Source organism: Pseudomonas sp. NPDC087358 (assembly GCF_044900785.1).
GTDB lineage: Bacteria > Pseudomonadota > Gammaproteobacteria > Pseudomonadales > Pseudomonadaceae > Aquipseudomonas.
Window position 1 is genome coordinate 106,011 of the sequence record NZ_JBJDOA010000018.1, and the last position, 16,187, is coordinate 122,197.

General features: G+C 58.3%; 14 protein-coding genes, 2 tRNA genes and 1 pseudogene. 1 reads left to right on the forward strand and 16 read right to left on the reverse strand.

Features of this window, described 5'->3' with window-relative positions; translation table 11 throughout:
• The 14 genes and pseudogenes from ACI2KS_RS27760 to rlmE all read right to left on the reverse strand — a co-directional run.
• Nucleotides 1-132: 30S ribosomal protein S15 (locus ACI2KS_RS27760; RefSeq protein ID WP_404624246.1), on the reverse strand; the 132-nt coding region annotated here is incomplete at its 3' end.
• 151 nt (nt 133-283) lie between these two features.
• Nucleotides 284-1,201: a tRNA pseudouridine(55) synthase TruB gene (gene truB, locus ACI2KS_RS27765; protein ID WP_404624234.1), complete on the reverse strand. Its 918-nt coding sequence runs from the start codon at nt 1,199-1,201 to the stop codon at nt 284-286.
• Between the two features lie 4 nt (nt 1,202-1,205).
• Nucleotides 1,206-1,607, reverse strand: a complete 402-nt coding sequence (rbfA, locus tag ACI2KS_RS27770) for a 30S ribosome-binding factor RbfA (RefSeq protein ID WP_404624235.1) — start codon at nt 1,605-1,607, stop codon at nt 1,206-1,208.
• 161 nt (nt 1,608-1,768) lie between these two features.
• Nucleotides 1,769-4,303, reverse strand: a complete 2,535-nt coding sequence (infB, locus tag ACI2KS_RS27775; protein ID WP_404624236.1) for a translation initiation factor IF-2 — start codon at nt 4,301-4,303, stop codon at nt 1,769-1,771.
• Nucleotides 4,304-4,348: 45 nt separating this feature from the next.
• A pseudogene (nusA, locus tag ACI2KS_RS27780) lies at nt 4,349-5,587 on the reverse strand (transcription termination factor NusA); the annotation flags it as partial.
• 47 nt (nt 5,588-5,634) lie between these two features.
• A complete protein-coding gene (rimP, locus tag ACI2KS_RS27785; protein WP_404624247.1) occupies nt 5,635-6,093 on the reverse strand; it encodes a ribosome maturation factor RimP in 459 nt (152 codons plus the stop codon).
• Nucleotides 6,094-6,223: 130 nt separating this feature from the next.
• A tRNA-Met gene (locus ACI2KS_RS27790) sits at nt 6,224-6,300 on the reverse strand.
• A gap of 98 nt (nt 6,301-6,398) precedes the next feature.
• Nucleotides 6,399-6,484 (reverse strand) — tRNA-Leu (locus ACI2KS_RS27795).
• 45 nt (nt 6,485-6,529) lie between these two features.
• Nucleotides 6,530-6,913, reverse strand: coding sequence for a preprotein translocase subunit SecG (gene secG, locus ACI2KS_RS27800; RefSeq protein ID WP_404624248.1), 384 nt, complete (start codon nt 6,911-6,913; stop codon nt 6,530-6,532).
• Between the two features lie 4 nt (nt 6,914-6,917).
• Nucleotides 6,918-7,673 (reverse strand): triose-phosphate isomerase, encoded by a 756-nt coding sequence (gene tpiA / locus ACI2KS_RS27805; RefSeq protein WP_404624237.1) that lies wholly within the window; start codon nt 7,671-7,673, stop codon nt 6,918-6,920.
• Between the two features lie 66 nt (nt 7,674-7,739).
• Nucleotides 7,740-9,083 (reverse strand): phosphoglucosamine mutase, encoded by a 1,344-nt coding sequence (glmM, locus tag ACI2KS_RS27810; RefSeq protein ID WP_404624238.1) that lies wholly within the window; start codon nt 9,081-9,083, stop codon nt 7,740-7,742.
• Nucleotides 9,084-9,100: 17 nt separating this feature from the next.
• Nucleotides 9,101-9,952: a dihydropteroate synthase gene (folP, locus tag ACI2KS_RS27815; RefSeq protein ID WP_404624239.1), complete on the reverse strand. Its 852-nt coding sequence runs from the start codon at nt 9,950-9,952 to the stop codon at nt 9,101-9,103.
• An 8-nt stretch (nt 9,953-9,960) separates the two neighbouring features.
• On the reverse strand, nt 9,961-11,871 hold the full coding sequence (gene ftsH, locus ACI2KS_RS27820) for an ATP-dependent zinc metalloprotease FtsH (protein ID WP_404624240.1): 1,911 nt from the start codon (nt 11,869-11,871) through the stop codon (nt 9,961-9,963).
• 191 nt (nt 11,872-12,062) lie between these two features.
• Nucleotides 12,063-12,716, reverse strand: a complete 654-nt coding sequence (rlmE, locus tag ACI2KS_RS27825) for a 23S rRNA (uridine(2552)-2'-O)-methyltransferase RlmE (RefSeq protein WP_404624241.1) — start codon at nt 12,714-12,716, stop codon at nt 12,063-12,065.
• A 102-nt stretch (nt 12,717-12,818) separates the two neighbouring features.
• On the opposite strand from rlmE, the gene yhbY reads away from it, so the two are divergent.
• On the forward strand, nt 12,819-13,127 hold the full coding sequence (gene yhbY, locus ACI2KS_RS27830; protein WP_404624242.1) for a ribosome assembly RNA-binding protein YhbY: 309 nt from the start codon (nt 12,819-12,821) through the stop codon (nt 13,125-13,127).
• Between the two features lie 139 nt (nt 13,128-13,266).
• Here the strand turns inward: yhbY and greA are convergent, their stop codons facing one another.
• Both greA and carB read right to left on the reverse strand, forming a co-directional pair.
• Entirely contained in the window at nt 13,267-13,743 is a 477-nt protein-coding gene (gene greA / locus ACI2KS_RS27835) for a transcription elongation factor GreA (protein ID WP_404624243.1), read from the reverse strand.
• Nucleotides 13,740-16,187: carbamoyl-phosphate synthase large subunit (gene carB / locus ACI2KS_RS27840; RefSeq protein ID WP_404624244.1), on the reverse strand; the 2,448-nt coding region annotated here is incomplete at its 5' end. The genes carB and greA, both read right to left, overlap by 4 nt.

Sequence of the window (16,187 nt, forward strand, 5' to 3'; positions counted from 1 at the left end):
CTTGAAGTGACCTTGCAGTTTGTTGATGTTGTGGGTCAGCAGTGCAACCTGCACTTCTGGCGAACCGGTGTCACCAACAGCTTGCTGGTAGTCAGCAACGATTTGAGCTTTTTCTTGAACGTCGAGAGCCATGAGGCAATCCTTTTATCAGGAAACTGTTTCAAAGAAACAGCTTCAACAGGCCAGGGACAAATCCCTGTATCTATAAGAGAGGAGCGACCATGCCTGTTAACAGCCGCCCTCTTACCGCCGCATCAGGAAAACCCTGACCCGACGGGTTCGGTCACTCTGACCGAATCAGTCGACGTGGCGCAATACGCCCGTCTTCACTCACTTCACCGATCCCGATGAAGCGTCCTTGATGATCCTGCACCCGAACCATGCCGAACTTCGGCGCATCCGGTGCTCGGACGGGTTGACCATGCAACCAGTAAAACGAACTATGCTCGGAAAACTGCAACAGCGGCCAGTCGAGCAAGCCACTGTCCGAAGGCATCAGGAAGCGATCCACCGCCTCGTTGCCACCTTCGGCATGTACCGCTTCAAGCTCTTCCAGGGTTACCGTCTGGGCCAGCGTGAAGGGTCCGGCCTGCGTGCGCCGCAGTTCGGCAACATACGCACCACAGCCAAGTTTCTCACCGATATCCTCCACCAGGGTACGGATATAGGTGCCTTTGCTGCAGTCGACGGCCAAGCGCGCGGTCTCGCCTTCACTGGCCAATAATTCCAGGCGCGCAATAGTAACAGAACGCGCCTCGCGCTCCACCACTTCCCCCGCTCGGGCCAGCTTGTACAGCGGCTGGCCATCGCGCTTGAGAGCGGAGTACATCGGCGGTATCTGTTTGATATTGCCACGGAATTCAGGCAGTGCCGCTTCGATATCCGGGCGACCAACGGTCACTGGCCGGGTTTGCAAAACCTCACCCTCGGCATCGGCCGTGGTGGTGGTCTTGCCCAGCTGCATCAGTGTTTCGTAAGCCTTGTCGGAATCGAGCAAGTACTGGGAAAACTTGGTCGCCTCACCGAAGCACAGCGGCAGTACGCCCGTCGCCAGCGGGTCGAGGCTGCCAGTGTGGCCGGCCTTTTCCGCATTGAGCAACCAACGAACCTTCTGCAAGGCTGCGTTGGAGGTAAAGCCCAGCGGCTTGTCGAGCAGGATGATACCGCTGACATTGCGGCGGATACGCTTGACCTGAGCCACGCCGTTATTCCTCCGCGCCGTCTTGCTTGGCAGCGGTGTCGTGCTGGCCATCTTCAGCCACTGCGCGTTCGATCAACGCCGACAGATGCGCGCCACGGGCAACGCTTTCGTCGTAGTGGAAATGCAACTGAGGCACGCTGCGCAGCTTCATCTCGCGAGCCAGCTGCATGCGCAGGAAGCCTGCTGCCGAGTTGAGCACCTTGATCGACTGCTTGATTTCCTCAGCGCTGTCCTCACCCATTACGGTGATGAAGATCTTGGCGTGGCCCACGTCACGGCTGACGTCGACTGCGGTGATGGTGACCAGGCCCACGCGTGGGTCCTTGATCTCGCGACGAATCAGTTGTGCCAGCTCGCGCTGCATCTGATCGCCGATACGTTGGGTACGGCTGTATTCTTTTGCCATGTCTTGTTACCTGTCACTGACCCACAGTTTGAAAAGCTGTGCGGTCTGAAAGCGGCAAACGCCCGGCCAGACAGAAGCCGGACCGGGCGTTGCGTTTAGAGTGCATGGCGCACGCCGGGCATTTGCATGCGACGACCGCCATGACTCCTGAAGCTCGCGAATTAGAGGCTGCGAGCCACTTGGACCTTCTCGAAGACTTCGATCTTGTCACCGACCTTGACGTCGTTGTAGCTCTTGACGCCGATACCGCATTCCATGCCGGCACGTACTTCGGAAGCGTCATCCTTGAAGCGGCGCAGGGATTCCAGCTCGCCTTCGAAGATAACGATGTCTTCGCGCAGTACACGGATCGGACGGTTACGGAACACAACACCTTCGATGACCATGCAACCGGCGATCGCGCCAAACTTCGGCGAACGGAACACATCGCGAACTTCGGCGATACCCAGGATGTTCTCCCGGACGTCGCTGCCAAGCATGCCGGTGAGGGCTTTCTTGACGTCTTCGATGATGTCGTAGATGACGTTGTAATAACGCATGTCCAGACCTTCCTGCTCGACGATCTTCCGTGCGCCAGCATCGGCACGCACGTTGAAGCCGAACAGTACAGCGTTGGAAGCCAGTGCCAGGTTGGCGTCGCTCTCGGTGATACCACCGACGCCGCCGCCCACTACACGCACTTGTACTTCGTCGTTGCCCAGGCCGTTCAGAGCGCCCTGCAAAGCTTCCAGAGAACCACGGACGTCGGATTTGAGGACGATGTTGAGCGTCTTCTTCTCTTCCTGACCCATGTTCTCGAAGATGTTTTCCAGCTTGCCGGCGTGAGCACGGGCCAGCTTGACTTCGCGGAACTTGCCTTGACGGAACAGAGCCACTTCACGGGCTTTCTTCTCGTCAGCCACAACGCTCATCTCGTCGCCAGCGTCCGGAGTACCGTCCAGGCCGAGAATCTCGACAGGGATGGATGGACCGGCTTCTTTGATTGGCTTGCCGTTCTCGTCGAGCATGGCGCGAACGCGGCCGTAGTTCGAACCGACCAGGACCATGTCGCCCTGACGCAGCGTACCGTCCTGAACCAGGACCGTGGCCACCGGACCGCGGCCCTTGTCCAGACGCGATTCGACCACGACACCACGGCCAGGAGCCGAAGGTGTTGCGACCAGCTCCAGAACTTCAGCCTGCAGCAATACGGCTTCAAGCAGTTCGTCGACACCGGTACCGACTTTGGCCGAGACCGAAACGAATGGTGTGTCGCCACCCCACTCTTCGGACGTAACGCCATGAACCGACAGTTCACTGCGGATACGGTCCAGGTCAGCGCCCGGCTTGTCGATCTTGTTCACCGCGACCACCAGCGGAACGCCAGCAGCAACAGCGTGCTGGACGGCTTCGATGGTTTGCGGCATCACGCCATCGTCAGCAGCAACGACCAGGATCACGATGTCGGTAGCCTTGGCACCACGGGCACGCATTGCGGTAAACGCGGCGTGACCAGGGGTGTCGAGGAACGTCACCATGCCACGTTCGGTTTCAACGTGGTACGCACCGATGTGCTGGGTGATGCCACCGGCTTCGCCAGCAGCCACCTTGGCACGACGGATATAGTCGAGCAGCGAGGTCTTACCGTGGTCAACGTGACCCATGACGGTTACGACCGGCGCACGGGAGAACGTCTCACCTTCGAACTTCAGGGACTCGGCCAGGGAATCTTCCAGGGCAGTGTCGCTGACCAGGATCACTTTGTGACCCAGTTCTTCGGCGACCAGCTGGGCAGTTTCCTGATCCAGTACCTGGTTGATGGTGGCCGGTGTACCCAGCTTGAACATGAACTTGATGATTTCAGCAGCCTTGACCGACATCTGCTGAGCGAGATCGCCCACAGTGATGGTCTCGCCGATCTTCACTTCACGAACAACAGGGCCGGTAGGGCTCTGAAAACCGTGAGCATTGCGTTTCTTCAGCTTGGCCTTGCCGCGACCACCGCGACGGAAGCCATCGCTTTCTTCGTCGGTGGTACGTGGAGCAACGCGTGGCGTCGGCGCCTTCTCTTTGACCGAAGCACGATGTGGCGCGTTCTTGCGATCGCCATCACCACCGCCGCTACGACGATTGTTATCGTCGTTACGTGGTTTGTCAGGACGACGCTGCTCGTCTTTCTTGCGAGCATCGGCGACCGGAGCAGGTGCTGCCACGGGAGCTTCCTGAGCGGCTTGAGCTGCAACCTGTGGAGCCGATGACGACTCCGGTGCGGCAGCTGCCGGAGCAGCTTGCGCTGCAGAAGCAGGCTGGCGGCGCGCTTCTTCGGCGGCACGCTGACGGGCTTCTTCCTCAGTCTTTTGACGAGCGGCATTTTCTACCGCACGACGCTCTTCCTGCTCACGCTTGCGCTCGGCTTCGATTTCTTCCGGGCTGCGCTGTACGAAGACTTTCTTTTTACGCACTTCAACGCTGATGCTTTTGCTGCCAGCAACGCGCAGGGTGCTGGTGGTTTTACGCTGCAAAGTGATCTTGCGCGGCTCTTCCACCTTGGCCTTGTGACCGCTTTTCAAATGCGTCAGCAGGGCTTGTTTCTCAATATCGGTCACATCTTGCTCGGCGGCGGTGTGCGGCAGACCTGCCTCACGCATCTGCTGCAACAGGCGCTCTACCGGTGTTTTGACCTCATCGGCCAGTTGTTTCACCGTGACTTGCGTCATGCACTTCTCTCCTCAGGCCGCGCCTAATTACTCGAACCAGTGGGCTCGGGCGGCCATGATCAACTTGCCGGCACGATCATCGTCAAAGCCGTCGATGTTGAGCATTTCTTCCAGCGGTACGTAGGCAATCTCTTCCAGGCTGGTAAAGCCTTCATCTACCAGTACCTGCGCCAGATCTTCGTCGACTTCCAGCTCGTCGATGAAGTTGCGCAGGATGTCACCGGTTTCTGCTTGCTGCTTAGCCTGGATGTCCGATTCGGTCATCACGTTCAAGGTCCAGCCAGTCAACTGGCTCGCCAGGCGCACGTTCTGGCCACCGCGGCCAATCGCCTGGGCCAGATTGTCTGCGCCTACGGCGATATCCATGGCGTGGGCGTCTTCATCAACGATGATCGCTGCCACTTCGGCAGGCGACATGGCGTTGATGACGAACTGTGCCGGGTTGTCGTCCCACAGCACGATATCCACACGTTCGCCGCCCAACTCGCCGGAAACCGCCTGGACACGCGAACCGCGCATGCCGATGCAAGCGCCTTGCGGGTCGATGCGTTTGTCCTTGGAGCGAACTGCGATCTTTGCACGCGAGCCAGGATCACGAGAGGCAGCCATCACCTCGATGAGACCTTCGGCGATTTCCGGAACTTCAATCCGGAACAGCTCGATCAGCATCTCTGGCGCGGTACGCGACAGGATCAGCTGAGGACCACGGTTTTCAGTGCGGATTTCTTTGAGCAATGCACGAACGCGGACACCTACACGGAAAGTCTCCCGCGAGATGATGTCTTCACGCGCCAGCAAAGCCTCGGCATTGTTACCCAAGTCGACGATGACATTGTCACGTGTAACTTTCTTAACAGTGCCGGAAATGATTTCGCCCAGACGCTCACGATAAGCGTCCACGACTTGAGCGCGCTCGGCTTCGCGGACTTTCTGCACAATGACTTGCTTGGCAGTCTGGGCAGCGATGCGGCCGAACTCGATGGATTCGATCTTTTCTTCAACGACGTCGCCGACGTTGGCGCCTGGATGAGTCTCGGCAACCTTGCTCGGCCAGGTTTCGATGGCCGGATCGTCAAGATCGTTTTCTTCGACGACAGTCCAGCGACGGAACGTCTCATAGACGCCCGTGTGGCGATTGATTTCCACACGTAGGTCAACTTCGTCTTCAAAACGCTTTTTGGTGGCCGTGGCCAGAGCTATTTCAAGCGCTTCAAAAATCACACTGGCCGGTACGCCTTTTTCATTGGATACCGACTCAACAACCAGCAGTACTTCTTTGCTCATCGTACGCCTCGCCTTTCGCAAGCCATTGGATCCGCGGGATCCGCGTCTCAGTCAAACGTGGGAATAATGTTGGCTTTGTCGATCAGATCGATCGGCAACAGGTATTCATGGTCTTCCACTTGCACCACGACATCCTGCTCCTCCACCCCGCGGAGAAGGCCTTGAAAGTTGCGTCGACCGTCGAAGGGCGAGCGCAGCTTTATCTTCACTTGTGCCCCGGCAAACAAGGCGAACTGCTCGATCGTGAACAGTGGGCGTTCCATGCCAGGAGACGAAACTTCGAGCGTGTATTCGGAGCTGATCGGATCTTCGACGTCCAGAACACCGCTGATCTGACGGCTGACGATGGCACAATCGTCCACCAGCACGCCGCCTTCTTTATCGATATAAACGCGCAACATTGAGTGACGACCCTGAGCCGAAAACTCGATACCCCAGCATTCATAGCCAAGGGCCACGATTACCGGGGCCAACAAGGCCTGCAACTGTTCTAGCTTGCTCGACACCTGAACCCCCTCGTGCATGCTGTGCAAATAAAAAATGGGCAAAGCGCCCATCATGAAAAACGCCGTCGAGAAACGGCGTAATAAAGTGTCCAGCTAACAAAAAGCCCCTGAAAAGGGGCTCCGCTAAAACTGGTTGCGGGGGCTGGATTTGAACCAACGACCTTCGGGTTATGAGCCCGACGAGCTACCAGACTGCTCCACCCCGCGACAAAGCTGGGGCGGAAGTATACGACTGATCCCGATTCGGGTCAATCCGACACATCCACCTACAAGAAAGCCCGCTTCTGCGGGCTGACTTGTTCAATTGGTACCGAGAAGGGGACTCGAACCCCTACACCCTATGGGCACAACCACCTCAAGGTTGCGTGTCTACCAATTCCACCACCTCGGCATTACAACTCTTTTTGCAGCCCCAATATCGACTGCGAATCCTGTGTTACTTCTGTTCTGGAGCGGCAGGAACATCAGCTGGAGCAGCGGCTGGTTTCTGTTGACCTTCCAGTACCGGGACATCATCTGCCGCCGGTTTCTGTTTAACTTCCAACACTGCTGGATTTGGCAAACCTACTTGAGTCAGCTGGTGAGCTTTCTCTTTAGCAAAGTAACCTAACCCCAAGCTGGTCATGAAGAAACAGGCGGCAAGTATAGCAGTAAACTTACTAAGAAAGGTAGAGGAACCTTGGCCTCCGAAGACAGTATTTGATGCACCTGCCCCGAACGACGCGCCAGCGTCCGCACCTTTACCCTGCTGCAGCAATACCAGGGCAACAACGCCCAATGCACCCAGCAGATGAAGAACGACTACGACTGTTTCCAGCATTTTTTCAGTTTCCCGCGGCGCGAACGATCGCACCGAACTCATCTGCATTCAGGGAAGCTCCACCAATGAGCCCCCCATCGATATCCGGCATGCCGAACAGTTCAGCCGCATTGGCCGCCTTCACGCTGCCGCCATATAGAAGCCGCACACCTTGCGCGACTTCAGAATTCTCTTTCGCCAACTGCGCACGAATGGCTGCGTGCACTTCCTGCGCCTGTTGAGGCGAGGCAGTCAATCCGGTACCAATGGCCCAGACCGGCTCGTAAGCAATTACCGCGTTTACAAAAGCACCGATCCCCAGCTCTTCGATGACGCTGTCGAGCTGCTGCCCGACAACTTCAAGCGTTTTACCGGCATCGCGCTGTTCAAGTGTTTCGCCGATGCACAGCACCGGGGTCAGACCACTTGCCTGGGCCGCCGCAAATTTGCGAACGAGGAGTTCATTGCTTTCGCCCATGATCTGACGACGCTCCGAATGCCCTACAAGCACCAGCTTGCAACCTGCATCCACCAACTGAGCCGGTGAAATCTCACCGGTCAGCGCACCCGGCCCTGCTTCGTGTGCGCAATTCTGCGCGCCAACGGAAACAGGCAGATCTTCCAGGCACTCAACCACGAAACCGAGATGCAGACTTGTCGGGAATACCGCGACATCAACACCGCTCGGGAAGACCTGATTAGCAAGGTCTTCGACCAGATCAGCGACGCTATCGCAGGTACCGTGCATCTTCCAGTTACCAGCTACCATAGGGCGACGCATGCTGTACCTCGTCGGTCAAAGTGGGCGCAGATGTTACCCAACAGTTTCAACACTGGCAAGCCGAAATCAGGCGCAAACTTCAGCAACCAGTTTTGCCAGTTCGTCGGCGTAGCCAGCAACCAATGTTTCGTCTTCACCTTCGACCATGACCCGCACCAGCGGCTCTGTACCGGACTTGCGCAGCAGGACGCGCCCACGACCGCCCATGGCGGCCGTGACGCGATCACACGCCTCCTTGACCGCCGGGTGCTGGACAGGGTCAACGGCGCCCCCTTCGAAGCGCACGTTGACCAATACTTGCGGGCACTTCTTCAGGCCCTGCCGCGATTCGGCGAGGCTCTGTCCAGTGCGCTTCAGCGCCAGCAGCACCTGCAGGGCGGCGATGATCGCATCCCCTGTGGTGGTGTGCTGGAAGCAGACGACGTGGCCGGAGTTCTCCCCGCCCACCTGCCAGTTACGCTCCAGCAGTTCGGCGATGACATACCGATCACCGACATTGGCTCGCACAAAGGGAATATTCAGATCTGCCAGTGCCAGCTCCAGACCCAGGTTACTCATCAGAGTCCCTACCACACCGCCTTGCAGCCGGCCGCGCTGATGCAGATCCCGGGCGATGATATAGAGCAACTCATCGCCATCGACGATCGCACCGGTGTGATCGACCATCAGGACCCGGTCACCATCACCATCGAAACCGATACCCAGATCAGCCTTCTCGGCCACCACTGCGGCCTGCAATGCGCCCATGTGCGTGGAGCCGCAGTCATCATTGATGTTCAGACCATTGGGGGCCGCGGACAAGACCGTGACCTTGGCGCCCAGCTCACGAAAGACATTCGGAGCCACTTTGTAGGTCGCGCCATGGGCGCAATCCACTACCAGCTTGAGGCCAGCAAAGTCGGTGCTGGTCGGCACGCTGCTTTTGCAAAACTCGATGTAGCGACCTGCGGCGTCGTTGATTCGAGAGACCTTGCCCAGTTTTTCCGACTCGGCAACCGTCATCGGCGCATCCAGAAGCTCCTCGATCATCATCTCGATCTCGTCCGGCAGTTTCGTGCCTTGCCCCGAGAAAAACTTGATGCCGTTATCGTGGTGCGGGTTATGCGAGGCACTGATGACGATGCCTGCCTCCGCATGGAAGGTGCGCGTCAGGTAGGCGATGGCAGGCGTCGGCATCGGCCCCAGCAACATGACATCGGCACCCGCGGCAGACAGGCCCGCCTCAAGCGCAGACTCGAACATGTAGCCGGAAATGCGCGTGTCCTTGCCCACGAGAATCCGGCATGCGCCCATCTTGCGGAAGGCCATGCCCGCCGCCCAACCCAGTTTGAGCATGAAATCCGGGGTGATCGGGAATTGACCCACACGACCGCGGATGCCGTCGGTGCCGAAGTATTTTTTACTGGTCATGGGTGCTCCAAAATTTCTTATTTTGCCGATTCAACAGCAGCAATCATCCGCACTACGTCAACGGTTTGCGCCACGTCGTGCACACGTAAAATTCTTGCGCCCTTGATCATGGCCATGGCGGCCAGGGCCAGCGCACCGTAGAGACGCTGATCAACGGGCTTGTCCAGCACCTTGCCGATCATGCTCTTGCGCGACACTCCGACCAACAGGGGCCGGCCGAGCGCATGGAGTGCCTCCATATGCTTGAACAGGCTCAGATTGTGTTCCAGCGTCTTGGCAAAGCCATAGCCGGGATCCAGCACGATCTTGTCAGCCGCGATACCGGCAGCGATACATTGATCCATCCGCTCACGAAGGAAGGAGGCCACTTCACCGACCAGATCCTCGTACTGCGGATCATCCTGCATGTCAGTGGGCTCGCCACGCATATGCATAAGGCATACAGGCAGACCGGTCGCGACGGCAGCATCGAGAGCGCCGTCGCGCCGCAATGAACGAACGTCGTTGATCAAACCGGCGCCCAGCCTTGCCGTCTCACGGATGACCGCTGGCGTCGAGGTGTCCACCGAGATGACCACATCAAGCTCGCGATTGATCGCCTCGACAATGGGCGCGACGCGCTCGATCTCCTCGACCGGAGACACTGCACGAGCACCAGGCCGGGTCGACTCGCCGCCAACGTCAATCAGGGTGGCCCCTGCTGCGACCATCTCCCCGGCATGCCGCAAGGCGAGGTCGCGCTGCGCGTAGCGGCCACCATCGGAGAAGGAATCGGGAGTGATATTGAGGATGCCCATGACGTGAGTCCGGGACAAATCAAGAACCCGGTTGCCGCAAGGCAACCGGGTTGGGTACAGCGCAGAAGTCATGTCAGGCCTTAGTGGTCAGCAGCAGGGCCGCCGATCGGGTTTTCCGGACGGGGACCGACCGGGGCAGTTGGGGTACCGGATGCACCCGAACCACCTTCCCAGTCGCGCGGCTCGCGAGGCGTACGGCCGGCCATGATGTCGTCAATCTGCTCGGCATCAATGGTTTCGTACTTCATCAGCGCATCCGCCATCGCATCCAGCTTGTCGCGATTATCGGTAAGGATCTGCTTCGCTGTGCCGTAGCACTGGTCGATGATGCTGCGTACTTCAGAGTCGATCAAGCGAGCAGTGTCAGCCGACAGGCTTGCATTCTGCCCACCACCACCGCGCCCCAGGTAACCGCCGTCTTCGTCTTCGGAGTACATCAGAGGACCAAGCTTCTCGGACAGACCCCATTTGGTAACCATGTTGCGAGCGATCTGGCTGGCTCGCATGATGTCGTTGGACGCGCCGGTCGTAACACCATCAAAGCCCAATGTCATCTCTTCAGCAATACGCCCACCATACAAGGAGCAGATCTGGCTGATCAGCGCACGCTTGGAAAGACTGTAGCGGTCTTCCTCAGGCAGAAACATGGTCACACCCAGTGCACGACCGCGAGGAATGATCGACACCTTGTAAACCGGGTCATGCTCAGGCACGACGCGACCGACGATTGCATGGCCAGCCTCGTGATAGGCAGTGTTGCGCTTCTCTTTCTCGGACATGACCATGGATTTGCGCTCAGCGCCCATCATGATCTTGTCCTTGGCCAGCTCGAATTCTTTCATTTCGACGATGCGCTTGCCGGTACGAGCGGCGAACAGCGACGCCTCGTTGACCAGGTTAGCAAGGTCAGCACCGGAGAAACCCGGAGTACCACGGGCAATGACCGCCGGATTGACGTCGTCACCCATAGGCACTTTGCGCATGTGAACCTTGAGGATCTGTTCGCGACCACGAATGTCCGGCAGACCAACGACCACCTGACGGTCGAAACGGCCCGGGCGCAGCAGCGCAGGGTCGAGCACATCCGGACGGTTGGTCGCAGCGATGACGATGATGCCGTCATTCATTTCGAAACCGTCCATCTCCACCAGCAACTGGTTGAGAGTTTGCTCGCGCTCATCATGACCGCCACCCATGCCAGCGCCACGATGGCGACCTACGGCATCGATTTCGTCGATGAAGATGATGCACGGCGCATGCTTCTTGGCTTGCTCGAACATGTCCCGGACGCGGCTTGCACCGACACCGACGAACATTTCGACAAAGTCGGAGCCGGAAATTGTGAAGAACGGAACCTTGGCTTCGCCTGCGATGGCCTTGGCGATCAAGGTCTTGCCGGTGCCCGGAGGGCCTACCATCAGCACGCCACGGGGAATACGGCCACCCAGGCGCTGGAACTTGCCCGGATCTCGCAGAAACTCAACGAGCTCGCCGACTTCTTCCTTGGCTTCGTCGCAACCGGCGACGTCCGCCAACGTGGTTTTGACCTGATCCTCGGAGAGCAGGCGTGCCTTGCTCTTGCCGAAACTCATCGGCCCGCCCTTGCCCCCTGCACCACCTTGCATCTGGCGCATGAAGAACATGAAGACCGCGATGATGACGAGGATCGGGAAGCTGGCGACCAGCAACTGAGTCCAGATGCTCTGCTGCTCAGGCTGCTTGCCTTCGATCACGACATTGTTGTCGACCAGATCACCGATCAGGCCGTTGTCCTGGATCGCTGGACGAATGGTCTTGAAGGTGTCGCCGTCGCTGCGTTTGCCCGTGATGACGTAACCGTCCACGGCAACTTTCTCGACCTTGCCATCCTTCACCTGCTGGATGAACTCAGAGTAGTTGAGGGTCTGCGGCTCGTTCGGGCTGGAGAAGTTGTTCATCACGGTCACCAGGACCGCAGCGATGATCAACCACAGGATCAAATTCTTTGCCATATCGTTCAATTAGCTACCCTCTGAAGCAAGCTCCACGCTGGAGCGTGCCTCGCATGATATTCACCGGCCTAACTTACTACAGATCCTGCAGGTGTGGCAGGCGGCGTCTGTAACCCTTTGTGAAACTTTGACTACAAGATGTTCGTTACGCTTCATGAATAAAGCCATTTAAAAAAAGCTATCGGCAGGCTTCAACCACGCTCTTCGCTCGCCGAACCCTCAATCCCGCGGAACCCACGACCCAGCAGATACTGCTCTCTGGAACGATCACGCGAGGACAGCGGCTTGCGCATCTGCACCTTGTCGAACAGCTTGCGAATGTCCTTGTGGTACACATCGAAGCCTTCACCCTGGAAGACCTTGATCAGAAAATCTCCACCTGGACGCAGAACCCGGCCTGCAAGGTCGAGCGCCAACTCGCAGAGGAACATGGCGCGTGGCATATCCACAGCGCTCAATCCACTCATATTGGGGGCCATATCGGAAATCACAAGGTCTACCTGCGTATTACCGACCGCCTCGAGGATTTGCGCGAGCACTGCATCTTCGGTGAAATCCCCCTGAATGAAGGTCACATCAGGGATGCTGTCCATTTCCAGGATGTCGGAAGCGATCAGGCGACCTTGACCACCAATCAGACGACTGGTCACCTGCGACCAGCCGCCCGGCGCCGCGCCGAGGTCGATGACGGTCATGCCGGGACGGATGATTTTGTCCTTCTCTTGAATCTCGAGAAGTTTATAGCTGGCACGGGAACGGTAGCCGTCCTTCTGTGCCATTTTGACGTACTTGTCGTCGAAATGTTCTCTCAGCCAGTTATGGCTGCTCTTGGAACGCTGCGCCACGGGGCACCTCGATGATATGCGTCGTGATTAACTGGGCGGAGCCATCGGCCCTCGGGTAAAATGGCCGCCAATTTTACAGAATCAGACGAAAAGGGTCAGATTATGCCGCTCACTAACGAGCAGAAGAAACAGTACAAATCCATTGGCCATGACCTGAAACCGGTCCTGATGGTTGCCGGCAACGGTCTGAGCGAAGGCGTGCTGGCCGAGCTGGACCGCGCTTTGGTCGATCATGAACTGATCAAGGTTCAGATCAAACTGGAAGACCGCGACGATCGTCGCGCCGTGATCGAAGAACTGTGCAAGAAAGGTCGCGCGGAACTGGTACAGACCATCGGCAAGATGGCGCTGATCTATCGCAAGAACCCGCAGCCTAACAAACAACTGTCCAACATTCACCGCTACAAATAAGCGTGCACAGCCAGGGGCTGCAAAACAGCGCCCTGGCCGTAGCCAGAACCCGGGATAGAGATCAGCGCAAGCCTTTGAAGAAATCTGCCTTCTCCCGCCTGCCAGCGAAGCCATCCACCAGGATGGCATCCGCCCCCAATCAGACGTGTTTGACCTCAACGATCTCGTACTCGACTACGCCGCTCGGCGTCTTCACCGCAACCACATCGCCTTCTTCCTTGCCAATCAACGCGCGCGCCAATGGCGAGCCCACCGATATCTTGCCGAGTTTGAAGTCAGCTTCATCCTCTCCGACGATATGGTAGGTCACGCGATCATCGGTCTCGACGTTGGCGATTTCAACGGTGGTGCCGAAGATCACCTTGCCGGTGTGAGCGATGCTCGTGACGTCGATGATGACCTGATTCTGGATGCGGCCTTCGATGTCGCGAATCCGCGCCTCGACCATACCCTGCTGCTCACGGGCAGCGTGGTACTCGGCGTTTTCCTTCAAGTCACCCAACTCGCGGGCCGTGCCAATGTCCTGGCTGAGCTTTGGACGGACGACCTTGGTCAGATGAGCGTGTTCCTCTTCCAGGGCTTTGGCGCCCTGGACGGTCATTGGGTACTTGATCATGCTTTCAATCCTGCATGTAGATCCTGCAAGCGGCGTACGGTCTTTTCAGGACCGAACTTCAGCGCTTCACAGATAGCCTCGCCTGCAGCAATGGTAGTGGTGCAGTAGATCTTGTGCTGCAAGGCATTGCGACGAATGGAGTAGGAATCGGCGATCGACTGGCGACCTTCGGTGGTGTTGATGATCAGCGTGACTTCGTCATTCTTGATCATGTCGACCACATGAGGACGACCCTCGGTCACCTTGTTGACGCGACGAACCTTGAGGCCCGCGGCTTCGATCACCCGAGCGGTACCGGCAGTGGCGACCACTTCGAAGCCCAGCTCGATCAGGCTGCGGGCAACGCCGGCCACCAGTGGCTTGTCGTCGTCGCGCACGCTGATGAACGCGGTACCGCCGGTTGGCAGCACTTCGCTGGCGCCCATCTGGGCCTTGGCGAATGCTTCACCGAAGGTATCGCCAACGCCCATCACTTCACCGGTCGACTTCATCTCTGGCCCGAGGATCGGGTCAACACCAGGGAACTTGGCGAACGGGAACACCGCCTCTTTCACACTGTAGAAGTTAGGGATGATTTCCTTGGTGAAGCCCAGCTCTTTCAGGGTTTTACCGGCCATGACGCGAGCTGCGATCATCGCCAGGGAAACACCGATGCACTTGGAGACGAACGGTACGGTACGCGATGCACGCGGATTCACTTCGATGACGTAGATATCTTCGCCCTGAAGCGCCAGCTGGACGTTCATCAGACCGACAACGCCCAACTCCAGGGCCATCTTCTTGACCTGCTCGCGCATCTCGTCCTGGATGTGCGCTGGCAGCGAATACGGCGGCAACGAACATGCAGAGTCACCGGAGTGAACGCCAGCCTGTTCGATGTGCTGCATGATCGCGCCAATCACCACATCAGTACCGTCGCAGACGGCATCCACGTCCATTTCAATGGCGCAGTTGAGGAAGTGATCCAGCAGCACCGGGCTGTCGTTGGACACTTGAACCGCTTCGCGCAGGTAGCGCTTGAGCTCTTCTTCCTCGTAGACGATTTCCATCGCACGACCGCCCAGTACATAGGACGGACGGACCACCAGCGGGTAGCCGATCTTGGCAGCGGCACGAATCGCTTCGTCTTCACTGCGCACGGTGGCGTTCGGCGGCTGACGCAGGTTCAGACGCTCGACCATCTGCTGGAAGCGCTCACGGTCTTCGGCACGGTCGATGGCGTCCGGGCTGGTGCCGATGATCGGCACGCCGGCGGCTTCAAGGGCGCGCGCCAGTTTCAACGGGGTCTGGCCGCCGTACTGCACGATCACGCCCTTTGGCTTCTCGACGCGAACGATTTCCAGCACGTCTTCCAGGGTCACTGGCTCGAAGTACAGACGATCGGAGGTGTCGTAGTCAGTCGATACGGTTTCCGGGTTGCAGTTGACCATGATGGTCTCGTACCCGTCTTCGCGCAGCGCCAGTGCCGCGTGCACGCAGCAGTAGTCGAACTCGATACCCTGGCCGATACGGTTGGGACCGCCACCCAGGATCATGATCTTGTCGCGGGTCGAAGGGTTGGCCTCGCACTCTTCTTCGTACGTGGAGTACATGTAAGCAGTGTCGGTGGCGAACTCGGCGGCACAGGTGTCGACGCGCTTGTAGACCGGCAGCACGTCGAGCTTGTGACGGTGCGTGCGCACGCTTTTCTCGGTAACGCCCAGCAGCTTGGCCAGGCGAATATCGGAGAAGCCCTTGCGCTTGAGACGGAACATCACGTCACGATCAATGGCCGACATGCCCATGGTCTTGACCTTTTCTTCTTCCTTGATCAGATCTTCGATCTGCACCAGGAACCAAGGGTCGATCATGTTCATGCCGAAGATCTGCTCGACGGTCATGCCTGCGCGGAAAGCGTCGGCCACATACCAGATGCGCTCGGCACCCGGCACGGTCAGCTCACGCTTGAGGATGCTCATGCTTTCCGGGTTGCTCAGATCCAGCTTCGGATCAAGACCGCTTACGCCTACTTCCAGGCCGCGCAGGGCTTTCTGCAGGGATTCCTGGAACGTCCGGCCGATCGCCATGACTTCACCGACAGACTTCATCTGAGTGGTCAGACGCGCGTCAGCCTTGGCGAATTTCTCGAAGGCAAACCGCGGCAGCTTGGTCACGACGTAGTCGATCGACGGCTCGAAGGACGCCGGGGTCTTGCCGCCAGTGATATCGTTTTGCAGCTCGTCGAGGGTGTAACCGACGGCCAGCTTGGCAGCGACCTTGGCGATCGGAAAGCCGGTAGCCTTGGAAGCCAGCGCCGAGGAACGCGATACGCGCGGGTTCATCTCGATCACGACCATGCGACCGGTGTCCGGGCAGATACCGAACTGCACGTTGGAACCACCGGTCTCGACGCCGATCTCGCGCAGCACCGCCAGAGAGGCGTTACGCAGGATCTGGTATTCCTT